19 protein-coding genes and 1 rRNA gene are annotated in these 21525 nt (G+C 69.2%); 10 read left to right on the forward strand and 10 right to left on the reverse strand.

The genetic code is table 11. From position 1 onward, the window contains the following. Positions 1–17: 17 nt before the first annotated feature. Entirely contained in the window at positions 18–677 is a 660-nt protein-coding gene (locus BGM09_RS33730) for a hypothetical protein (RefSeq protein ID WP_188285547.1), read from the reverse strand. A gap of 306 nt (positions 678–983) precedes the next feature. Between BGM09_RS33730 and BGM09_RS33735 the strand changes: the two genes are divergently transcribed. Next, positions 984–2255 (forward strand): putative T7SS-secreted protein, encoded by a 1272-nt coding sequence (locus tag BGM09_RS33735; RefSeq protein WP_188285548.1) that lies wholly within the window; start codon positions 984–986, stop codon positions 2253–2255. Positions 2256–2292: 37 nt separating this feature from the next. Further along, complete coding sequence (locus BGM09_RS33740; protein WP_223187971.1) at positions 2293–2991, forward strand: hypothetical protein; 699 nt, start codon at positions 2293–2295, stop codon at positions 2989–2991. Here BGM09_RS33740 and BGM09_RS33745 read toward each other — a convergent pair. The 3 genes from BGM09_RS33745 to BGM09_RS33755 all read right to left on the reverse strand — a co-directional run bounded on the left by BGM09_RS33745 (position 2969) and on the right by BGM09_RS33755 (position 5679). Further along, positions 2969–3643, reverse strand: a complete 675-nt coding sequence (locus BGM09_RS33745; protein ID WP_188285549.1) for a hypothetical protein — start codon at positions 3641–3643, stop codon at positions 2969–2971. The genes BGM09_RS33740 and BGM09_RS33745 overlap by 23 nt on opposite strands. Before the next feature lie 64 nt (positions 3644–3707). Next, entirely contained in the window at positions 3708–4418 is a 711-nt protein-coding gene (locus BGM09_RS33750) for a phosphatase PAP2 family protein (protein ID WP_188285550.1), read from the reverse strand. 256 nt (positions 4419–4674) lie between these two features. Then, positions 4675–5679 (reverse strand): NlpC/P60 family protein, encoded by a 1005-nt coding sequence (locus tag BGM09_RS33755; RefSeq protein ID WP_188285551.1) that lies wholly within the window; start codon positions 5677–5679, stop codon positions 4675–4677. Between the two features lie 280 nt (positions 5680–5959). Here BGM09_RS33755 and BGM09_RS33760 point away from each other — a divergent pair, with 280 nt between their 5' ends. The 7 genes from BGM09_RS33760 (at position 5960) to BGM09_RS33790 (ending at position 14209) form a co-directional block, all read left to right on the forward strand. After that, positions 5960–6268, forward strand: a complete 309-nt coding sequence (locus BGM09_RS33760; protein ID WP_093717809.1) for a hypothetical protein — start codon at positions 5960–5962, stop codon at positions 6266–6268. Positions 6269–6473: 205 nt separating this feature from the next. Continuing rightward, on the forward strand, positions 6474–7331 hold the full coding sequence (locus tag BGM09_RS33765; protein ID WP_188285552.1) for a hypothetical protein: 858 nt from the start codon (positions 6474–6476) through the stop codon (positions 7329–7331). Continuing rightward, positions 7321–8691: a hypothetical protein gene (locus tag BGM09_RS33770; RefSeq protein ID WP_188285553.1), complete on the forward strand. Its 1371-nt coding sequence runs from the start codon at positions 7321–7323 to the stop codon at positions 8689–8691. The genes BGM09_RS33765 and BGM09_RS33770 overlap by 11 nt, the downstream gene beginning before the upstream one ends. After that, positions 8688–10232: an SCO6880 family protein gene (locus BGM09_RS33775; RefSeq protein ID WP_188285554.1), complete on the forward strand. Its 1545-nt coding sequence runs from the start codon at positions 8688–8690 to the stop codon at positions 10230–10232. The genes BGM09_RS33770 and BGM09_RS33775 overlap by 4 nt, the downstream gene beginning before the upstream one ends. Positions 10233–10264: 32 nt before the next feature. Further along, the gene (locus BGM09_RS33780; protein ID WP_188285564.1) at positions 10265–11692 is read left to right on the forward strand and encodes an ATP-binding protein; all 1428 of its coding nucleotides are present in this window, start codon (positions 10265–10267) and stop codon (positions 11690–11692) included. 13 nt (positions 11693–11705) lie between these two features. Then, positions 11706–13373 carry a type IV secretory system conjugative DNA transfer family protein gene (locus tag BGM09_RS33785; RefSeq protein ID WP_188285555.1) on the forward strand — a complete coding sequence of 556 codons (1668 nt, stop codon included), beginning with the start codon at positions 11706–11708 and terminating at the stop codon, positions 13371–13373. 260 nt (positions 13374–13633) lie between these two features. Then, positions 13634–14209, forward strand: coding sequence for an ARPP-2 domain-containing protein (locus tag BGM09_RS33790; RefSeq protein ID WP_188285556.1), 576 nt, complete (start codon positions 13634–13636; stop codon positions 14207–14209). Positions 14210–14289: 80 nt separating this feature from the next. On the opposite strand, the gene BGM09_RS33795 is transcribed toward BGM09_RS33790, so the two are convergent. The 4 genes from BGM09_RS33795 to BGM09_RS33810 all read right to left on the reverse strand — a co-directional run bounded on the left by BGM09_RS33795 (position 14290) and on the right by BGM09_RS33810 (position 19253). After that, positions 14290–15363: a LacI family DNA-binding transcriptional regulator gene (locus BGM09_RS33795; protein WP_317452991.1), complete on the reverse strand. Its 1074-nt coding sequence runs from the start codon at positions 15361–15363 to the stop codon at positions 14290–14292. Between the two features lie 315 nt (positions 15364–15678). Beyond that, entirely contained in the window at positions 15679–17331 is a 1653-nt protein-coding gene (locus BGM09_RS33800) for an extracellular solute-binding protein (RefSeq protein WP_188285558.1), read from the reverse strand. 102 nt (positions 17332–17433) lie between these two features. Next, a complete protein-coding gene (locus BGM09_RS33805) occupies positions 17434–18297 on the reverse strand; it encodes a carbohydrate ABC transporter permease (protein ID WP_188285559.1) in 864 nt (287 codons plus the stop codon). Between the two features lie 101 nt (positions 18298–18398). Further along, entirely contained in the window at positions 18399–19253 is an 855-nt protein-coding gene (locus BGM09_RS33810; protein WP_188285565.1) for an ABC transporter permease, read from the reverse strand. Positions 19254–19686: 433 nt separating this feature from the next. Between BGM09_RS33810 and BGM09_RS33815 the strand changes: the two genes are divergently transcribed. Then, on the forward strand, positions 19687–20688 hold the full coding sequence (locus BGM09_RS33815; RefSeq protein ID WP_188285560.1) for a hydroxyacid dehydrogenase: 1002 nt from the start codon (positions 19687–19689) through the stop codon (positions 20686–20688). A 113-nt stretch (positions 20689–20801) separates the two neighbouring features. Here BGM09_RS33815 and BGM09_RS33820 read toward each other — a convergent pair whose 3' ends face one another. After that, positions 20802–21335, reverse strand: coding sequence for a GNAT family N-acetyltransferase (locus BGM09_RS33820; protein ID WP_188285561.1), 534 nt, complete (start codon positions 21333–21335; stop codon positions 20802–20804). A gap of 70 nt (positions 21336–21405) precedes the next feature. Next, positions 21406–21522, reverse strand: a 5S ribosomal RNA gene (rrf, locus tag BGM09_RS33825). Positions 21523–21525 lie beyond the last annotated feature (3 nt).

Raw genomic sequence — 21525 nt, forward strand, 5'->3', positions numbered from 1 at the left:
AAGTGTCCTGCGTCCTTTCAGGAACCCGCGCATTTCGACACCCCCTTCTGCTGCGAGTAGTCGGTCACCTGCCAGTCACCGGCCGCATTCTTGGCGAGACCCATACGCCAAAGGCTGTAGTCCTTCACTGACGGCGTGGACTTCTGCACCTCACCGGTCGAGATTAGCTTGTCGTACGCGTGACTCTGGTCTTCGCAGTACGTGACCTGTGCTCGATCGCTCGCGTCGAACTTCACAGTCGGCCGATAGTCCTTCACCGTCCCGGTGATAGTGTATCCGGACTTCCGATAGGCAATCGCCATATCCGACAGGGTCGCGGCCTGAACCGGCGCGAAGTAGCGCTTGATGTTGGGCGTGTTCCCCTTGCCCACGGCCTCGGCTTCCTGAATGGTCAGGATCGCGTTCTTCACGTCCCGAAGAACGTCCTTCTTCTCCACGTCCGACGTATCGAAGCCACTGAACTCCGCTTTCGCGTCCGACGGCAGGTCGAACTTCGGAGCGTTCGGCCCCGCCGCCTGCGTAGGCGAAGCCGATGTGGCCGTAGGCGCCGCCGTCGTCACCGTCGCCGAAGGCTGAATCTTGTCCGAGCTGTCCGACCCACCCCCACCGCAAGCGGTCAGCAGCAGGCCCGCCGACGCTGCGAGGGCGACGGCGATGGGCAGGGATGAGCGGGTCACGATGAGATCCCCCGTGAGTCGTCCAGTTACCGAGTCAGTTGCGCGTAGCCCTTGACATTACCGGCGCGCGTCGTGGGGCTGTAGAGCCCTCCCGTGATCGGTACCGGTTCGCAGCACACTTCACACACCCTTCACTCCCGGAACCGCGCCCACCCCATGGGCCCCACTTGTCACGCCGATCACCGTACGTATAGCGTCGATCACTCGAACACCAGAGCTTCGGGCGGGGCGGGGAGGGCGGGTTCGATGGGGGACGTGCGGGCGGGGAAGTTCCCGCTTCTCGGGTTCGACCCGACACCGGGGGACGTGGACAGGACGCGCGCGCTGGCGCGTCAACTGGGCGATCTGTACGGAGAGTTGACGGCGACCGTCACCGAGCTGGACCGGCTCGACTGCGGCTACTGGAAGGGCGAGGCCGCCAACGCCTTCGTCTCCCACATCGACAGCGACGTCGCGCCCCTGATCAAGAAGGCGCACGACTCCTTCGGCCGTGCCTCCAGCGCCCTGTCCCGCTGGGCCGACCAACTCCACGGTTTCCAGGCCGAAGCCGACGCCCTCGAAAAGGAAGCCGCCACCAAACAGGGCTCCCTCGACCACGCGAAGGCCGCCGCCGACCCACCCCAACCCCCAGGCGACCGGCCCGCCTTCGTCACCCCCGCCCAACTCGGCAAGGACGCCAAAGCCCAACAAGCCGTCACCGACGCCACCAACGACCTCGACGGCGTACGCCACCGCGCCGAAGAACTCCACAACCGCTTCACCAGCGCCGCCAAATCCATCAGCCACGACCTCGACAAGGCCGGCGACATCGCCCCCGACAAACCGGGCCTGTTCAGCCGTATCGCGCACGGCGTCGCGGGCGCCTGGGACGACACCGTCCAGTGGGTGAAGGACAACGCCGACATCATCAAGACCATCGGTGACCTTCTGGGCGCGGCCACCGCGCTGCTCGGCGCCATCGCGATCTTCACGGCACCGTTCGAACCGATCGGCGCCTTCTTCGCGGCCGCAGCCATCACCTTCGGTGCCGCCACGCTCGCCACACACCTCGTGGCCAAGCTCGCCGGAGCGGACGTGAGTTGGCTGACGCTCGGTCTCGATGTCGTGGGAGTGCTGCCGGGCATTCAGGGGTTCACCACGGGCGTGAAGGTGGCGGAAGTGGGCTCCGAGACGGCGCGCTTCTCCGAATCGGCGGTGAAGGGGCTCTCGCTGACGGTGAAGACGGTCAAGCCGTACGTGCTGTTCGGGGAACGCGTCGAGCAGGAGTTCATCAAGGGTTCAGGCGTAGTGGGGCGCAGCCGCGCGGCACTCGAAGGCGTCATCCAGTTCAACCGTACGAATCAGCTCATCGGCACGAAGGTGCTCAACCCCGCGCTCAAGGTGTTCGGTGGCGCGCCGATAGAGGCCCTGTCTCCGGCTGCCCGTGCCATCGACGGCGGCATCAAGCTCACCACCCACGCGGTGACGGTCCCACTTGAACTGGCGAAGGACATGAGGACATTGGACAAGACCCATCCGCAGGTAGCCGAGAACATCCGAGTAGCGGGCAAGGCCCTTGCCTGGGCCGCGTCGTTCTGACCCGGCAGACCGATCTGGCCGAGGAGGACGGACATCCATGTCAGTCACGACCCAGGGCACCGAACAGAACATTCCGCCCTTCTTCTTTGAACTCCCTGACGGTTTCCATCCGTTGCCACTGGATACGGCGGCCGCGGGCGAGGAACGGCGGGAAGCGCTGGGACGGCTGGTGCGGGAGATCTACCCGAACGGTGACGACCGAATCTGGAACGGCTTCGCCCCGGTCTACGACGGCGTCACGGACGCGATGCTGGGTGCTGGGTTGGAGTTCGCCGCCATGGGATTCTTCGACACCGGCTCGGGCGGTGTGGCGCAGTGTTCGTTCACGATCGCGGTCGTGCCCTCACAGCACGCGTCGCCGGAGATCGCCGCCAACGGCATTCAGGAGGTGCTCGCCCGTACCGCCGCCGGAGTCGACGTCCTGCGGCTCGATCTCGCATGTGGCCCGGCGGTGGCAGGCATCTCGGTGCAGGAAGTCACCTTCAACGGCGCTTACACGGCGACGGGCAAGGACGCGCCGCTGCGCATGGGCCGGTTGCAGGCGTACGTCCCGTTCCCCAACGGACCGTGCCTGGCCGTTCTCACGCTGGAGACCGCCGCCATGGAGTACTGGGAGAACTTCTCGGTGATGCTGGGAACCGTCCTGAAGAGCGTCGCGTTTCCTACCGTGGACGCGCACGCGGCGGGCGAGGCAGTGGGCGAGGCAGTGGGAACTACTTCGCCTGGTCAGGTGTGACTTCGGGGCGGAGCGAAGCCAGTCGCCCGCGCAACTCGATGTCCTTGTAGTCGGTGGTGGCAAGCCGGATCCACGATCCGTCCGTGAACGTCAGTACAACGTCCGGAATCAGGTTGTTGAGCCTTCGCAACGACGTGGCCTTGAGCTTGCCCCGCGACACCTCCCACAGCGGCTCGCCCACGGGATCGGTGAACACCACGCGCCGCTGCGTCAGCCAGACGACAGCCTGTGGCTTGTCCGTATTGCGGCCAGGATCCAGTTGCCAGGGGGCGCCGTACGCGACCGTGTCAGGGTCCGCCCACAGCACGGGGAAGTCGTCGTATTCGTTGGCCCGGTCAAGGTTGGCGGGGATGGCGTTGCTGTCCCGGCTGACGACGGCAAGGGACATGACCAACGACAAGGCGGACTCGGTGAAACGACCGGCCTTGCGCAACGCCGTCTGACGGGTGTGCTTGACCGGCACCTCGGTCGGGGCGTCACTAGGTGGCCAGTCCGGCAGGCTTTCCGAGATGTCCCGACGTTGGAAGTCCCGAAAGAAGCGCAATCCGTCGACCATCCCGAAGTGCCCGGTGGCGAATTTGACGCCGCCATGGGCAATCAGGCGCTCACCTGGCTCAAGGTCGATTCCGTCGATCCACACATCGTCGGCCACGCTTCGTTCCCTCCCCTTCGGCGGCATGCTTCACACGGCCCCACCCGTTCGCCCGCGGCACCGCCTACGCGGCGAGGTCCTTGTCGTGGGCGCTTTGGTGGGGGTAGGGCTGGCCGCGGCGCGGGGGTGCGGGGGTGGTGGTGGCTAGGCGGTGGCGGGAGTGGATGAGGGAGGCGGCGCGGGAGTGGGAGACCGCGGTGGTGAGTGAGGTGAGGAGGGCCAGGGCGAGGGGGGCGAGGAGGAGGGCGGTGGCGGCGCCGAGGGCGAAGCCGCCGATGACGTCCGTGGGGTAGTGGACACCCATGTAGACGCGGCAGAAGCCCTCGCCGAGGGCGAGCAGTATGGCGACGGTGCCGACCTTGCGGCTGACCATGAAGAGGGCGACGGCCATGGCGGCGGTCAGCGTGGCGTGGTCGCTCACGAAGGAGTAGTCGGTCTTGCCGTGGACCAGGACGTCGATGCCGTCGTGGTCCACGAAGGGTCTCGGCCGCTGGACCAGTGCGCGGATCGGGATGTTGAGCAGCAGGGCGATGGCGGCGGCGAGGCCGGACCACAGCACACCGGCGACGGCGGCCGGAGCGTCCGGGACCGGAGCGCGGCGGGCGACCCGCCACCAGCACAGGGCGGCCAGCAGTACGGCGAGGCCGATCAGCCCGTACTCTCCGATGAACTCCACGGCCCGGTCGACACCGCGCGGGGCGTGCTTGGCCAGGTCGTTGATGTCGCGGAGCAGGCTGATGTCGGGGTTCACGCTGTCATTGGCGACCGCTGCCATGGGTGGTGCCCCTTACCTAGCAACTCACTGACTGTGCCTGTACGGCTCGGCTCGTCTGCAACCCCCGTCGCTTGCGTCCCGCGCCATTCTCCCCCGTACAACGACCGACACGCTACGTAGCGTTCCGGTCTTCGCCAGAAGATCACCATGCCGTTATCCAAGGGTGACCGGAGAGGACGATCTGGCCCATTTGCGGCCCGGCGCACAGGCCAGAGCCTTACGCAGAGCTGACACGAAAGCCGCGAGCGGCGGGGACTTACAGAGCCGTCGGCAGCGCCGCCGCACCGTCACGCGTGACGCGGGTCGCCCCGATGTAGTCCGCCGAGCCGATCGGGTCGAAGCGGATCTTGGCCCCGGTGTGCGGCGCGTCGATCATATAGCCGCCGCCGACGTAGATCCCGACGTGGTGGATGGTGCGCGGGTCGGTCAGGTCGGTGGCGAAGAAGACGAGGTCGCCGGGGAGGAGTTCGGCCCGCGACGGGTGCGCTCCCGCGTTCCACTGGTCGTTGGCCACGCGCGGCAGTTCGATCCCCACCGAGTGGTACGCGGCCTGCGTCAGCCCCGAGCAGTCGAACCGCCCGCCCTGCGCCGCCGTACCCTCACCGCCCCACAGGTAGTCGGTGCCGAGCCGCTGCTGCGCGTAGTAGATCGCCCCGGCCGCCTGCTGCGACGGCGCGACCCGGCCGACCGGCGCGGCGAAGCTCTTCGACAGGCTGGTGATGATCTTCACGTAGTTCCGGGTCTCCGCGTACGGCGGGACACCGCCCGCCTTTATCACCGCGTACGCGCCCGCGTTGTAGGACGCCAGCATGTTCGCCGTCCGGTCGCCCGGCACGTTCTTCACGTACGACGCCAACTCGCAGTCGTACGAGGCGGCCGACGGGATCGCGTCCTCCGGGTCCCAGACGTCCGCCTTGCCGTCACCGTTGGCGTCGATGCCGTGGGTGGCCCACGTGCCCGGAATGAACTGCGCGATGCCCTGCGCGGCGGCCGGACTCTGCGCCCGCGGGTTCCATCCGCTCTCCTGGTAGAGCTGCGCGGCCAGCAGCGCCGGGTTGAGCGCGGGGCAGAGATTGCCCCACTTCTGGACGAGCGGCTGATATATGGCCGGAACCGATCCCTTGGCGAGCGTCACCGTCCCGCCGCCGCCACCGCCCGCGAGCCCGGCCGCGGCCGAGTACGTGCCGACCACGAGCAGCGCGAGGAACGAAAAGCACAGGCCACAGCCGATAATGACGGGGAGCCAGATCTTCCGCGCCACAGGACGGCCCTTCCTCTCGGTTCCCGAACACGCACTCGTACGGTCTCGTACGTTCCTATCGTTGCCCTAAGGTGACGCTCGTGATACACAGAGTAGTCGTCTACGTCCTATCGAACACCGGTCCACGCACTATTTTGACGGCTACGGGCCGGATCACACGGACGATCCGCCGAGAAAGTCGTTGAGTCGACATGCAACAGCGTCATCCTCGGCCAAGATAGACCCTGGACCCTTGCGCCCCGGCGAGGGAGCCAACTGATCGAGCGGGGTGGTGAGTTACATGTTCGTGGCAGCCGCTAAGGGCGACATCAACACCATCATCGGTGGCATCGCACCGGACTGGGGACCCTTCGGGTCCCTCGGCAATGAAGCACGCGTGATGATCGAAGTGGTCATGGCGGTGGCGATCCTGCTGTGCCTGGCCATCGCGATCTGGGGCGCGGCGAAACAGAGGATCGGCGCGACCGCGCTGCGCGACACCTTCAGCGCGGAACAGGGCAAGGGATTGATCATCGCCGGGCTGACCGGCGTGTTCATCATCGGATCACTCGGCACGCTGTTCACCATCGTGTACGGGATGGCCGTCTAGACCCGAGACCCGAGACCCGCTGGAAACAGCCGCCCGTCCCGCTTCGTATCCGCTTCTCCGTCGACGTCCCTGGAGCCCGTCCCAGGCTCCACCTTCCCACCTGAGGCTGCGTGCTGATGCCCACTCAACCAAGCAGCGGTGCCGTCCGTGCCACACGCCGCTCCGGCGTGCCCGCGGCGCGGGCGCCCCAGGGGGCGAAGGCACGATGAGCCTCGGCCAGGACGGACCCCCGACCAGGACCCGGATGCCGGAGGGCCACGGCGGCCACGGAGGCGGTGCCCGCCGCCCCCAGCCCCGGCGCGCCCTGGTCACCGTCGTCAGCGTCATCGCCCTCCTCGTCGCGGCCCTGGCCTTCGCCAACCGCGGCTCCCACCCGTCCTCCTCCGGCTCCGCCAACAACGGCACGGCGGCCGGTTCCGGCGCCACCGCCGGCTCCAGCGGCGGTGGCGGGAGCGGGGGCAAGACCGGCACCGACGCCGCGACCGCCCCCTCCGGCCAGAAGCCGGTCACCGGCAAGAGCGGCGGCATCCCCTCCGGCTTCGCGCACAGCGAGGAGGGGGCGCAGTCGGCGGCGGCGAACTATGCGGTGGCGATGGGCGGGGTCGAGATGTTCACCGCCGACTCCCGTCAGCACATCGTGGACACCATCTACACCCCGACCGCCGCCGCGAAGCTCAAGGGTCCGCTGGACCAGGCGTACTCGGCGGACTTCCTCGCCAAGCTGGGCCTGGACGCGAGCGGCAAAGCACCACAAGGCAAGACCTTCATCTCCCGCACCGTCCCCGTGGGCACCAAGACCGAGTCGTACACCGCGGACACCGCGCGGGTGTCGGTCTGGTACATGGCCCTGATCGGCATGGCGGGCACCGGCTCCACCGACCCGGTCCGTACCGACTGGATGACCTGGACCTTCACGCTCACGTGGTCCGGCAACGACTGGAAGATCGCATCCGATGCGCAGACGTCGGGTCCGGCCCCCGTACCTGGTGATGTGCCCGCCGCGAGTGCCCCGGACATCACCAAGGCGGTCGAGGAGTACGGAGGGTTCACCTATGCCCGCTAGCCGAGGTCTGCGCGTGACCGCGCGCATGGCCGTCCTGACCGGTCTGCCAGCAGGCCTGGTCCTGTTGGCTGGCCGGGCCATGGCCGCCCCGCCGGCGCCCAGCACGACCGCCCCGACCCCCAGCAGCGACTCGTGCGCCCTGCTGATCGGCCCGGCCAAGTCGTACTGCGAGAACGGCGCGCCCTCCACCTCCACCAAGGGCGGCACCGACTCCAGCACCACGCTCGACCCGCTCACGTCCCTCGGGCGGGGCTGCGCCGATGCCGCCGCGTGGACGATCGACAAGCTGTCCCAGGCGGTGACGAAGACGACGCAGGTCGACTTCACGAACACCGCGTTTCTGCGGCAGTACGCGGTGGTGTTCGCGGCGTCGACGATTCTGACGCTGGTGCTGTGGCTGCTAGCGGTGGCGAAGCGGGCGGTGCGCGGGGTGCCGTTGACGGAGGCGTTGACGGAGGCCGTCGGGTTTCTGTGGCTGACGGTGCTGGCGTCGGCGTTCACCCCGCTGGTGCTGTACACGGTGGTGACGGCGACGGACGCGGTCACGGAGGTGATCTCGTCGGGGACGTCGTCGAACACGGATGTGTTCTTCGGATCGTTCTCGGGGGCGCTGACGAAGGGCAAGGACATCGGCGGCGGCCCGATCATGCTGATCGTGGTGTCGATGGTGTCGATCCTGGCGGCCGGTGTGCTCTGGCTCGAGCTGGTGATCAGGGCGGCCCTGTTGTACGTGGGGGCGCTGCTGGGCACCGCGGTGTACGCGGGTCTGGTGGACAAGAACATGTGGGGCCACGTGCGCCGCTGGGCCGGGATCATGATCGCGGTGATCCTGGTGAAGCCGGTGATCGTGATCGTGCTGGGTCTGGCCGGGGCGCTGTCGTCGTCCAAGGACGGACCTGACGCGTTCTCAGCGGTGGTGTCCGGCCTGTCGATCATCCTGCTGGCGATCTTCGCGAGCGCGATGATCTACCGCTTCGTGCCCGGCTTCGGCGACGACGTGGTGAATCTGCGGAACAACCGCAAGGCCAGCGGCCAGAGCCAGGCCGCCGCGGTGATCTCGTCGCCCGCGGCGCTGGTGCGGCAGGGCATCAACACGCACAGCGCGCGCGGCGGCCCGCAGGAGCAGGCGCAGGGCGGCGGCTCGCAGCCGTCGAACCCGGTGGCGGGCGGGGTGGCCGCGCACAGCAGCCGTACGGGCAATCCGGGGCCGTCCGGTGGGAGCGGCGGCAGCGGAGGCTCCGGCGGCGGCTCGCGGACGGGCGGCAACGGCTTCGGGGGCGGAAACTTCGGCTCGAACTTCGGCAGAGGCTCGGGCTCAGGATCGAACAACGGCAATTCGCAGGGAGGTGATCGCCGGTGACGACCCAGCCCTTCACCCAGCCGCGCCGTACGTATCTGATCGGCAAGGCCCGGCCCAACGCGATCGTGGGCAAGAACCGGGAGACCGGCGAGATCGCGCTGATCGTGGCCGGGGCGGGCCTCGGCATGCTGTGCGGCCTGCTGGTCCCGGTACTGCTGCTGCGCATCGTCGGCCTGGTCGGCTGGCCGATGCTCGCCCTGGCCGCGGTGTACATGCCGTACCGGCGGCGCACGTTCTACCGCTGGTTCGAGATCAACCGCACCTTCCGCCGTACGCTGCGGGTCTCGCCCACCTACCGGTCGGGGATCGAGGAGGCCGGGATCGGGCTCGACGGGCGCGAGGTCGAGGTCGGGCCGCCGCCGGGGATCGGGCGGATCAGTTGGCTCGCGGCGCCGTTCGGGCCCGACGAGATCGCGGTGCTGCTGCACGTCGACCGGCGTACGGTGACGGCCGCCATCGAGATCGAGGGGCCCGGCGTCGGGCTGCGCGACAGCGAGGACCAGGAAGCCCTGGTCGAGCGGTTCGGCACCCTGCTGAAGCATGTGGCCAACGGCGACGGCTTCGTGACCCGGCTTCAGATGCTCGCCCGCACCCTGCCCGCCGACCCGGACGCCCACGCCAAGGACGTCGCCCAGCGCGGTGACCCGGCGGCCGAGAACTGGCTCAAGGACTCCTACGACCAGCTCCAGTCGATGGTGTCGACCTCCTCCGAGCAGCACCGCGCGTATCTGGTGGCGTGCATGCACTTCACGCGCGAACTGGCCGCCGAGGGCAACGCGATGGCACGCGCCACCTCGGGCCGCGGCGTGAAGGTCGACAAGGACGCGGGACTCGCCGCGGTGATGGCCCGTGAGCTCAACGACATCTGCGCCCGTCTCGCCGAGGCGGACATCCGGGTCAGGCAGCCGCTGGGCCAGGCCCGGCTGTCGTCGCTGGTGCATTCGATGTACGACCCGGACCACCCCATCGACCACATCCAGGCGATGACCCGCCGCAACGCCTGGCCGGCCGAGCTGGACGCGACCGAGCCGACGTACTTGCAGGCCAAGACCCGTGAGTCGTCGACCCGCGCGCCCTGGAACCACTCCACCGCGTGGGTCAAGGAGTGGCCCATGACACCGGTCGGGGTGAACTTCCTGGCGCCGCTGCTGGTGCACACCCCCGATGTGATCCGTACGGTCGCGGTCACCATGGACCTCGAACCCACCGATGTGGCCATCGAGCGGATGCTGACCGAGAAGACCAACGATGACGCCGACGCCAGCCGCGCCGCGAAGATGAACCGGGTCGTCGACCCGCGCGACGTCGCCCACCACGGGCGGATCGACCAGCGCGGCGAGGACCTGGCGAGCGGCGCCGCCGGCGTCAACCTCGTCGGCTACATCACGGTGTCCTCGCGCTCCCCGGAAGCGCTGGCGCGCGACAAGCGCACCATTCGCGCTTCCGCCGGTAAGTCGTATTTGAAGCTTGAGTGGTGCGATCGTGAGCACCACCGGGCATTCGTTAATACGTTGCCGTTCGCGACCGGCATCCGCCGCTAGTCCGCCCGTACGAGGAGGCCACCGCCATGCCCATGCTGGACCCTCTTGCGGCGCTCACGGACGCGTTCACGAGCTTCCTGTTCGGCCGGGTCGAGTCGACGCGGCTGCCGGTGCGCACCTCCACCGGCCAGGCCCAGGCGGTGTACCTGCCCACCGCCGCTCCCGGCCTCGGCGACTCCGGCGTCATCATCGGCCGCGAGGTGTACTCGGGCAAGGGCTACATCTACGACCCCTTCCAGCTCTACGGCCAGCAACTGCCCGCCCCGCACTGGCTGGTCCTCGGTGAGTCCGGCAACGGCAAGTCGGCGCTGGAGAAGACCTACGTGCTACGCCAGCTCCGCTTCCGCGACCGGCAGGTCGTGGTCCTCGACGCGCAGGGCGAGGACGGCGTCGGCGAGTGGAACCTCATCGCGAAGTCGCTGGGATTAACTCCCATCCGGCTGGACCCGATGGCCGCGCTGGACGGCGGCATCAAGCTCAACCCCCTGGACCCGGCAATCACCCTCACCGGCCAGCTCGCGCTGCTCCGTACGATCATCGAGGTCGCGATGGGCCGCGGTCTCGACGAGCGGTCCGGCTTCGCGCTGAAGGTCGCGCACGCCTATGTGATCGAGACGATCACCGACCGGCAGCCGATCCTCACCGACATCGTGGAAAGGCTTCGGCACCCGCTGGAGGAGTCGGCGGAGGCCATGAACGTCGACCTGGACGACGTCCGCGCCTGGGGCCTGGACGTGGCCCTGGTACTCGACCGGCTGGTCGACGGTGACCTGCGGGGCATGTTCGACGGGCCCACGACCGTCGGCATCGACCTGGACGCGCCGCTGATCGTCTTCGACCTCTCCCACATCGACCGCAACTCGATCGCGATGCCGATCCTGATGGCGATCGTCGGTGTGTGGCTGGAGCACACTTGGATCAGGCCCGACCGGAAGAAACGCATCTTCCTGGTCGAGGAGGCCTGGCACATCATCAACTCGCCGTTCGTGGCGCAGCTCTTCCAGCGGCTGCTGAAGTTCGGCCGCCGCCTGGGCCTGTCCTTCGTCGCTGTCGTCCACCACCTCTCGGACGTCGTCGACGGGGCCGCGGCGAAGGAAGCCGCCGCCATCTTGAAGATGGCCTCCACCCGAACCATCTACGCTCAGAAGGCCGACGAGGCGCGCGCCACCGGGCGGGTGCTCGGCCTGCCACGCTGGGCGGTGGAGATCATCCCGACGCTCACCCCCGGCATCGCCGTCTGGGACGTCAACGGCAATGTTCAGGTCGTCAAGCACCTGATCACCGAGGCGGAACGGCCCCTGGTCTTCACCGACCGCGCGATGACCGAGACCTCGCTGGAGCACGAGGCGGAGGTCGAGGCCGAAGCGGCGTCGGAGGCGGAGGCCGAGGCCCGTGCCGAGGCACACGCCGCCGCCGAGGTGGCGCTGGCCAAGCAGTTGGCCGACGACGCGGTGGCATGAGAGGTGGGGTGAGATGGCCGGGAGGAAACGTGAGTCCTCGGGGGGCCTGCCCGACGGTCTGATCGTCGGCGTCCTCGGCTTCCTGCTGGGCGTGACGCTGCTGGTGTGGACGGCCACCGGCATCGCGGGTGTCCTCTCGCACGGCGGCTGGCCCGCCGAGGTGCACTTCACCCGCACCCCCCAGGCCATGCGACACCTGATCGCGGAACCGCACGACGTCGCCGCGGCCTGGCCCGACTCACCGACCGGCCAACTGCCCGGCTCCGGGCTGTTCTGGGGCATCTTCATCAGCCAGTTCATGGTGTTGTTCGTCCTGACCGTCTTCGTGCTGAACGCGGTGGCCCGCACCCGCGCTCGCCTCAGGGCACTCCGCCAGGCACCGCCCGCCCCGGCCCCGGAGGCGGCGCCCGCGCCGGTGGATCGCGCCCCGCTTCCCTCGCCGCGCCGCCGCCGCGGGCAGCCGGTCGGGTCCAAGGCCGCGGGCGACGACGGCCTTGATGCCTGGTTCCGTTCCGTGCCGGGTGCGGCGGGTCCGCGCGAGGACGCGCCGACCACGGCCTTCGAGCCGATCCCCGCCGCGGCCACCGAAGCGGCCGGGCCCACCGGCACCGTGGCCGCCGCCCCGATCCCGCACCCCGCCGCCGACCCGCTGCCCGGCGGTGAAGTCACCCGCACCTACGCCCTGTTCGCCAGCCCGCGCGGCGACAAGTCCAAGCGGATCGTGCAGCCCGCGGTCCTGGCCGCCGCGGGACCCGCTGTGGTCACCACTGCGGACCCGGACACGTACCAGCAGACCGTCGGCAACCGCAGCAAGCTCGGTCCCGTCCACGTCTACGATCCGGCGCACCTCCTCGATGTGCCCGGCCGGCTGCGGTGGGCGCCGCACGGCGGCTGCGAGCGACCGGAGACCGCAGGGATACGCGCGGGCGCATTGCTGGCGCCGCTGCGGCCCGCACGCGCCGACGAGGCCATCGTCCACGACACCGCCGTGACACTGCTGCGCTGCTGGCTGCACGCGGCGGCCCTGGACGGCGGGCCTTTCCGCCAGGTGCAGCGCTGGGCGGCGAGCGGTTCAGCGGCCGGTGAGGCGGTGCGGATCCTGCGTACCGACACCGAGGCCGCCTCTGGCTGGAGCGGCGAACTGGAGTCGGTGCTGCACGCCCACCCCGAACGCCGGGACGCCGCGCAGGCGTTGATCCGGCAGACCCTCGAACCGCTGAACGCGGTACATATCCGCGACGCCTGCAATCCACCGCGCTCAGGTGGGCTCGACGTGGAGTCATTCGTCGCGGAAAGGGGCACACTTTACGTAGTGGGTGAACGCATCGAGGATCCGCGGACCCACTTGGGTGCGATGCCCCTGCTCACCGCACTCGTCTCCAGCGTGGTCGAGCACGGCCGGCGCATGGCCGCAACGTCATCCGCCGGTCGGCTCGACCCACCACTGACCTTCGTCCTGGACGACGTCGCCGCACTGGCCCCGCTCCCGGGCCTGTCCGACCTGCTGAGTACCGGTCACCACTCCGGTCTGCCCACCCTCGCCGTCCTGCGCTCCCCCGAACAGGCGCTCGCGCGCTGGCACGCGCCGCTGTGGCAGCACGCCGACATGCGCCTGGCCCTGGGCGACGAGACGGCCGACACGCTCCCGCCGTCGATCCCGGACGCGGTCCGCATCCGCTGATTCCGCGCGCGGGCGCCCGGCCGCACGCCAGCGCCCACACGCCCGCCCGCGTGTGCGCACACGCGGGAGAGATCCCCCGGGCGGGAACGCTGGCGCGCCGCCCGCCCGCCCGGCCGGTTCGCGCCCCTGATTCCCCCGCTCCCTGTTGAGTTGTCAATGTCCGCCTGTCACTGATCATCAGTATCCGCTCCACGCCGTCCTCGTGGGGCAACTGATTTCCAGCCTGTGGATAACTCATTCGCCGAAAGTCGCCCTGTGGGGTGCTGCTCTACGCGGCCGACGCGCTCGCCGCGGCCTTCGTCGTACCGCACCCGGAGGACTACCGGGCGCTGCACGCCACGCTCGTCCAGGACCTGTACGGGGAACTCATCTACCAGTACGCCCTGTTGAGCGCGGCCGTGCCGGACTTTGTGCCGAGGATCGACGAGACGCTGGTGCGGACGACGGCGGATCTGCGGGCAGCGGTGGCCGCGGAACAGCGGGCGTGGGCGGAATTCCACGACGGGACGATGGCGGCGGGGCTGCTGGATACCGAGTACGCGACGCGGAAGGTGTACCGGGCGGGCGGGTTCACGCTGTCGCGATTCGTACCGGCCTTTCGGCCCCGCGAGGAGAACCACATAGGTGAGGTCATCACCGCGGCGGACGGTCGGATCGCGTACCTGAAGACCTTTCGTCTGTCCGAGACACAGATTCGGCGCGGGCACCTGTTGGAACGGCTGGCAGCGCACGACTGGCATCTGGGGCGGACGGCGGAGGAATTCGGTCTGGACGAGAGGGAATTCGCTTCGCGCGTGCGGTCGGCGGGATTCGGTTCGCTGCTCCGCAAGGGATGAGGACGCCTGCGCGGAGGGCCGCACCCGGGAAGAACTCGGGGACCGCCCTTCCGCGGGAGCGGAGGCAGAGGACCGCGGTCCTAAAGCGCCGACTCCTCCGCCGTGAGCCGTCGCACTGACTCCCGCAGGACGATGTGCGTGCCCAGGAGATGGCGGGTCTGGGCGGTGCCGCGTGCGGTGCCGGGGAGGGCGGCGTCCTCTTCGGCGAGGGCGAGGCGGACGGCGGCGCGGCCGAGTTCGTAGGAAGGGATGTTGACGGTGGTCAGGGGAGGGTTGAGGTCTTGGGAAACATCGTCGTTGTTGTAGCCGACCACCGAGATGTCCTCGGGGGTGCGGAGCCCGCGCTCGCGCATGGCGGCCATCGCGCCCGCGGCGACCAGGTCGTCACCGGCGAAGACCGCGGTGAAGTCGGGGTTGCCGTCGCACCGAGCGAGCAGGTCACACATGGAGTTGTAGCCGTTGGTGCGGCCGAGACCGATACCGGCGATCCGCTGGTGCTCCGGCCCGAGACCGTGGTCGGCCAGCGCGCGCTGGTAACCGCGCACGCGCGGCTCGGCCGTGCTGTGCCCCGGCATCGTGCCCAGGTAGAGGATCCGCCGGTGCCCGGCGGAGAGCAGGTGGCTGACAGCGGCGTACGCACCGGCCTCGTTGTCGTACTCCACCGCGATGACCGGGGTGTCGGGGCTCGGCGCGGGGCGCCCGCACAGCACGAGCCGGGAGCCCGCGGCGGCGAGCCCGTGCGCGTACTCGGTCAGCCGTACGCGGTACGCCTCGTCCTCGACCGCGCCGCCGACCAGGATCACGATCTCGGCGCGCTGCTCGCGCATCATCTGCACCAGCGCCAGCTCGCGCGCCTCGTCACCGCCGTGGCTGCACACCATGCACAGCCGGCCGCGCGCGGCGGCCTCCTGCTCCACGCCCTGGGCGACGGCGGCGAAGAAGTAGCTGTCAACCGACATCATGATCACCGCGACCGTCTTGGGCCCGGTCCCGGCCAGCGCCCGCGCCCGGCCGTCGATCACGTAGTCGAGGTCCTTGACCGCCCGCAGCACCTTGGCGCGCGCGGCGGCCGACGTCGGGTAGTTCCCGGCGAGCGCCCGCGAGACGGTGGCGACCGAGACACCCGCCCGGACGGCGACATCGCGGATGGTCACGCGCCGGCTCCCGCCGCCCGCACCCGCCGCGGTCCCCGCACCCAGGGGGCTTCTCGCGCCCGGCCCGTTACCCGGCCCCGGCTCTGGTGCAGTCTCCGCCATCCCCGCCATCCGATTCCTCAGCGACCCGCGGCTCCGGATCCGCGACGGCCAACACGCAACGCAAGGACCGACCCAAGGCCCGGCGCCAGGCTCAGCGCAAGGCCGGGTCCCACGCCCGGCGCTTCGTTCAACACACCATTCGACGCAGCGCCCGGCGCCCCCTGCGCTGCCGCCCAGCGTAGTAGTGCGGGACCAGGCGGCAGGCACAGGGCGTCAGTGGTTGGCCGCGTAATCCGCCGCGTACTCGTCGGCGATCTTGTCCAGGCCGTCGCCGCGCATCTTCTTCACCGCCTCGTCCCACGCGCTCAGCGGCTTGTGCCCGGCCACGATCGCGCCGATCGTGTCGAGCCGGTACTGCCCGATGGTGGCTCCCGACCGGGTGAAAGTCTCCGACTGGAGGCCGAACCGCGGATTGCGGACGAGCATCGGCGCGATCTTCACCTGCCAGGCGTGGCCGCGCTTGACGTCGTCCGGCCGCCCCGGCAGGTAGAGCACCTGCGGCGCGTCGGACAGGTACTTGATCGGAAGATTGACGGTGCTCTCCACCAGACCGAGGTCCGTCGGTATCGGCGAGCCCTCCGCGTCACGCGTGAAGTGCGTGCCCTCGATGCCGAAGTGCGTCAGCTCGTACTCCTTGGTGCCGAACGGCGCCGCCAGGTAGTCGAGCACCCGCAGAATCAGTTTGATCCGCTCGGGCGCCGCTTTCTTCAGCACCGTGTAGCCGAAGATCCCGCGCGCCCGCTCCATGCCGGGCTTGCCACCGCCCGACGGCGCGTACGGCACCGCGCCGTCCAGGACGAAGGCGTCCTTGATACTCGGGATGCTGGTGGTCAGCGCCCCGAAGCCGTCACCCATCGACGCGACCGTGCCGTTGTAGAAGAGCGTCTTGCAGTCGACGGTGGAGGTGCTGAGCGCGTTCGGCAGGTACGTTCCCGCCTGCCGCAGCTTCAGCATGAACTCCAGGCCCGCCTTGTACTCGTCCGTGCCGTACGCGTCGACGAAGTGCCCGCCGTCGAGCTTCCACTCCTGCGGCGCGCCGAACGCCATCGTGTGCACCGCGAAGCCGAAGCCGGTCTGCTGCGCCGCGCCCAGCGCGTACTTCTTGCCGTGCGTCGCCTCCTTGGCGACTGCCAAGAAGTCGTCCGACGTCCAGCCCTCCTTCATGCCGGCCGCACTGAAGATGTCGTTGTTGATCCACAGCGTGGTGCCGGGCGCGGACCGCTGCACCGGTATGCCGAGGATCCGCCCGCTGATCCGGCCCATGTCCTCCCACGCGTAGGTGGGGATGTTCGCCAGATTCGGATAGTCCTTGACTGCGTCGCCCGCCAGGTACTCGCTCAGGTCCGCGCACTTGGCCTGCACGAATTGCGCCTCGCGCGGCAGTACGTGCCCGCCGCCGAGGTTGATGACGTCCGGCAGGTCGTTGCCCGCCATCAAGGTGGCCATCTTGTTGTCGTAGTCGGAGTCCGGCACGACCGTGAACTCGATGTTCACCCCCAGCGCCTTGTTGACCGCCGCCCAGAACTTGTTCTCCGACGCGGGCTTCGGCGGCGTCCCGTACGAGATCGTCATCACCTTGATCGTCTCGCCGTTGCCCGGCTTGTCGGCGACCGCGCTGACCAGGTTCTTCGGATACGTCAGATAACCCGGCTGCACCCCGTCCGCCGTCCCCGGCAGATCGGGCGCGGGTCCGCTGACCGGCTTGTACGTCGGCCACGGTGCGAGTTTCTTGCCCGCGTTGCTCACATCGTGGCCGCCGGACGAGGAGGACGAGCAGGCGGCGAGAACGGATGGGGCGGCCAGAGCGGCGCCACTTGCGGCGATCGAGCGCAGCAGCGTACGCCGCGAGAACGACGAGGTGCTCACGGTCAGTCCTTTCAGGGGTACGGGTGCGATGCGGGTGCGGGTGCGGTGATACGGGTACGGCGGCACGGTCCGCGGCCACTCGTTCCGCGGTCCGTGTACGGCTCAGCTCTTGATGGCGCCGGTCAGCACGCCCTTGGTGAAGTACTTCTGGAGGAAGGGGTAGACGACGAGGATCGGCACGGTCGCCACCACCAGCACCGCCATCTGGATCGTCTGGGGCGACGAGACCATCCCCGCCTCGCTGGCCCCGGAGTCCGCGAGCTGCGCGCCCCCGATGACATACGTGCGCAGCACCTGTTGGAGCGGCCAGTGGTCGGAGTTGAGGTAGATCGACGCGTAAAACCAGGCGTTCCAGTACGAGACCGCGTAGAAGAGCCCGACGACCGCGAGGGCCGCCTTGGACAGCGGGAGGACGATCCTGCGCAGGATCAGCCACTCGCCCGCGCCGTCCAGCCGGGCCGCCTCGTACAGCTCCTCGGGAATGGACTGGAAAAAGCCGCGCAGTACCACGAGGTTGAACACATTGATCAGGACGGGCGCGATCAACGACTCGTAGCTGTCGAGCATGTTCAGGCCCTTGACCAGCAGGAAGCCGGGGATCATGCCGGGCGGGAAGAGGAAGGTGAAAAGGATCAGCAGCAGGATCGGCTTGCCGCCGAAGACCTGGGGGCGGCTGAGCGCGTACGCCAGGCCGATCGTGCAGGCGAGGCTGAGGGCCGTGCCGATGATCGTCACACCGGCGCTCACCCACAGCGCGTGGGTGACGATGCTGCCGTCGAAGATCTCCCGGTAGGCGCGCAGGGTGGGGTGTTCCGGCCACAGCACCCAGCCGCCGTTGGCGACCACGTCCTTGTTGGACGCGAAGCTGGTCGACACGATGATCAGGAACGGGACGGTGACGAGGAGGACGACGGCGACCAGGGCCACCGCCTTGGCCGCCTGGGTGACGGGCTTCGGCTTCTCCATCCACGAAGGGCGGACGGGACGGACCGGGCGGCTCGAACGCCCCGGACGGGCCGGCCGGACCGGGCCGGTACGAGGCGTGCGGCCGGCGGACTGAACGGCGCTCATCGGTAGACCCCCTGCTCGCCCAGCCGGTGCGCGACCTTGTTGGCGGTGAAGACGAGTACGGCGCCCACGACGCCCTTGAAGAGACCGGCCGCGGCGGCATAGCCGAAGTCGCCGCCGATGATGCCCTTGTAATAGACGAAGGTGTCGATGATCTCGGCCGCCTCGGGCCCGACCGCGGGCCGTTGGAGCAGCATCTGCTCGAAGCCGACCGACAGAATGTCGCCGAGCCTCATGATCAGCAGAAGAACGATGATCGGCCGCAGCGACGGCAGCGTGACGTGCCAGAACCGCCGCCACGGACCCGCGCCGTCGATCGCCGCGGCCTCGTACTGCTGCTCGTCGACCTGCGACAGCGCGGCAAGGAAGATGATCGTGCCCCAGCCGCAGTCCTTCCAGATCACCTGGGCCACGACCAGCGGCTTGAACGCGTCGGGGTTGCCGATGATGTTCACGGTGTGCAGGTGGGCGTCGCCGAGCACGCTGTTGAGCAGCCCGGTCTCGCCGAGCACCTGCTGGAAGAGGGCCACCACGATGACCCACGACAGGAAGTGCGGCAGATACGCCACGCTCTGCACGAACCGCCGCACGCTGTCCCGGGTCAGGCTGTGCAGCAGCATCGCCAGCGCGATCGGCACGGGGAAGAAGAAGACGAGCTGGAGCAGCGCTATCCACAGGGTGTTGACGACCGCGGCCCAGAAGTCCGGGTCGCCGAACATCCGCTGGAAGTTCGCGAAGCCCACCCACTGGCTGGCCCAGAGCCCGTCGAAGGGCACGTAGTCCTTGAACGCGATGACGTTCCCGACCATCGCGCCGTAGTGGAAGAGCAGGAAGTACGCCACGCCGGGCGCCATCAGCAGAACGAGGGCGGCATCCCTGCGCAGCCGTTTGCGACGCGAGCCGGGCTCGGGCTTCACACGGTTCTCACCGGCCCCACGGGTCAGGCGTTTCGCGCGTCTCACGCGTCGTTCGGACGCGCCCACCGCATCGGCGCGGCTGGTGGCGTCCTGTTCGGCAATCGCCATCGCGTCCTCCTCGACGCTTAAGGTGGGACGGAACCTAAACCGGTTACTACGACAGGTCAACCCCTCGCGTAGCCCAAGACGTTGACCTCCGATGGCGTCGGCCCTAATCTCGAAGGTGAAGAAAGAAACCGATTACACCACTGCGCGCGGACGGCGACTCGCACGCACGGCGACACACGCGCACGACCACAGCAGGACCACGACCACGAGCACGTCACCGTGCACAGACACACGCAGACCAGCGGACACGTGAGGGGCAGACATGGCGGAGCGTCCGAATCTGGTGCTGGCGATGCGTCCGGACATCCTCGACCTGGTACTTCCGGCCCACCTGCGCACCCGGCTCGACGCCCTCGCGGCCGTCCACCCCGCCCTCGTCACCGACACCACCACGCCCGCCGCGCGGTCCGCGCTCGCCGACGCCGACGTGCTGCTCACCGGCTGGGGCGCACCCGCAGTCGACTCCGCCGTCCTGGCCCTCGCGCCCCGGCTCGGCGCCGTCATCCACGCCGCCGGCACCGTCAAAGGCCACGTCGGACCCGAGGTCTGGCAGCGCGGCATCGCCGTCTCGTCGGCGGCCGACGCCAACGCCGGTCCTGTCGTGGACTTCACGATGGCCACCGTCGTCCTCGCCGCCCGCCGCGCACTCGGCACCGCCGCCGAGTACGCAGACGGCCAACTCCTCGGCTACCGAGACCGGCGTGGCGCGGACCGCGCCGTCGTCGGCGTCATCGGCGCTTCCCGCATCGGCCGCGGTGTGATCGCCCGGCTCCTCGCCGCCCCTGCTGACTTCCGCGTCCTGCTCGCCGACCCGTACGTCTCCGCCGCCCAGGCCACCGCTCTCGGCGCCGAACTCGTGGACCTCGACGAGCTGTGCGCGACCTCCGACATCGTGACCGTGCACGCACCCGATCTGCCCGAGACCCACCACCTGCTCGACGCCCGCCGCCTGGCCCTAATGCCCGACGGCGCCTCCGTCATCAACACCGCGCGCGGCCGGCTGGTCGACACCGCGACCCTCACCCGCGAATGCGCCGCGGGCCGCCTCGACGCCTACCTCGACGTCACCGACCCTGAACCACTCCCCCGCGGCCACCGGCTGCACAGCCTCCGCAACGTCCTGCTCACCCCGCACATCGCGGGCTGCCAGGGCACGGAAGTCCAACGGCTCGGCGCCTACGCCGTCGACGAGGTCGAGCGCTGGACACGCGGCGAAGCACTCCGGGGGGCCGTGCTGGCGGACGACTTGGCGCGCATCGCGTAAGTCGGCGGTACGGCGGTACGGCAGTACGGCAGTACGGCAGTACGGCAGTACGGCAGTACGGCAGTACGGTGCCGGATTCGCCGTCATCTGGCGGCGGCATCTGGCGGCGCGGCCTAGCGGTCCCTGAAGAGCACCATCTCGTACTCCGTCTCGGACGGGTTCAGCGGATACTTCATCGTCTCGCCGGCCCGGATAAAGCCGAAGCGCTGGTAGAAGGACTCGGCACGGACGTTGTCCTGATGGACCCACAGGTACACGCGGTCGGTACGGTCCCAGGCCCAGGCGATGGCGGCGGCGAACAGGCGCTCGGCCAGCCCGGTTCCACGGGTCTCGGGGATCAGATAGACGGCGTTGACGGAGAAGTAGTCGGGGCGCTCGACGACGACGGTGAGCATGCCGACCCAGGTGCCGCCGTTGTCGCCGTCGGTCTCGTCGGGCCTGCGGACCGCGTCACGGTCAATGGCGACGAACTGCTGGGATCCGGCACCGGACGCCCGTCGCTGCCAGACCGTGTCGCTCAGCGCGGACTCCTCCTCGAAGGTCCGCCCGAAGGCCATGCTGCTGACCGGGTCCTGGAGCGCTGCCAACCGCAGTGCCCGGATCCGCTGCCACTCCGCCGGCGCCACCGGCCGTATCTCGTACCGCATCATCCGACGGTACAACGCAAAAAAGCTCGGGTCCTCCGAATTAAATTCGGAGGACCCGAGCTGAAAGATTGTTCGGCGGTGTCCTACTCTCCCACAGGGTCCCCCCTGCAGTACCATCGGCGCTGAAAGGCTTAGCTTCCGGGTTCGGAATGTAACCGGGCGTTTCCCTAACGCTATGACCACCGAAACA

Origin of the sequence: Streptomyces sp. CBMA29 (assembly GCF_014596445.1) — a bacterium.
Classification (GTDB): Bacteria; Actinomycetota; Actinomycetes; order Streptomycetales; family Streptomycetaceae; genus Actinacidiphila.

Excerpts from the sequence above, each read along its gene's own strand:
- BGM09_RS33740 (WP_223187971.1), top strand. The coding sequence starts at position 2,293 with ATGTCAGTCACGACCCAGGGCACCGAACAGAACATTCCGCCCTTCTTC.
- BGM09_RS33750 (WP_188285550.1), bottom strand. The coding sequence starts at position 4,418 with ATGGCAGCGGTCGCCAATGACAGCGTGAACCCCGACATCAGCCTGCTC.
- BGM09_RS33760 (WP_093717809.1), top strand. The coding sequence starts at position 5,960 with ATGTTCGTGGCAGCCGCTAAGGGCGACATCAACACCATCATCGGTGGC.
- BGM09_RS33765 (WP_188285552.1), top strand. The coding sequence starts at position 6,474 with ATGAGCCTCGGCCAGGACGGACCCCCGACCAGGACCCGGATGCCGGAG.
- BGM09_RS33770 (WP_188285553.1), top strand. The coding sequence starts at position 7,321 with ATGCCCGCTAGCCGAGGTCTGCGCGTGACCGCGCGCATGGCCGTCCTG.
- BGM09_RS33780 (WP_188285564.1), top strand. The coding sequence starts at position 10,265 with ATGCTGGACCCTCTTGCGGCGCTCACGGACGCGTTCACGAGCTTCCTG.
- BGM09_RS33785 (WP_188285555.1), top strand. The coding sequence starts at position 11,706 with ATGGCCGGGAGGAAACGTGAGTCCTCGGGGGGCCTGCCCGACGGTCTG.
- BGM09_RS33805 (WP_188285559.1), bottom strand. The coding sequence starts at position 18,297 with ATGGAGAAGCCGAAGCCCGTCACCCAGGCGGCCAAGGCGGTGGCCCTG.
- BGM09_RS33810 (WP_188285565.1), bottom strand. The coding sequence starts at position 19,253 with ATGGCGCCCGGCGTGGCGTACTTCCTGCTCTTCCACTACGGCGCGATG.
- BGM09_RS33815 (WP_188285560.1), top strand. The coding sequence starts at position 19,687 with ATGGCGGAGCGTCCGAATCTGGTGCTGGCGATGCGTCCGGACATCCTC.
- BGM09_RS33820 (WP_188285561.1), bottom strand. The coding sequence starts at position 21,335 with ATGCGGTACGAGATACGGCCGGTGGCGCCGGCGGAGTGGCAGCGGATC.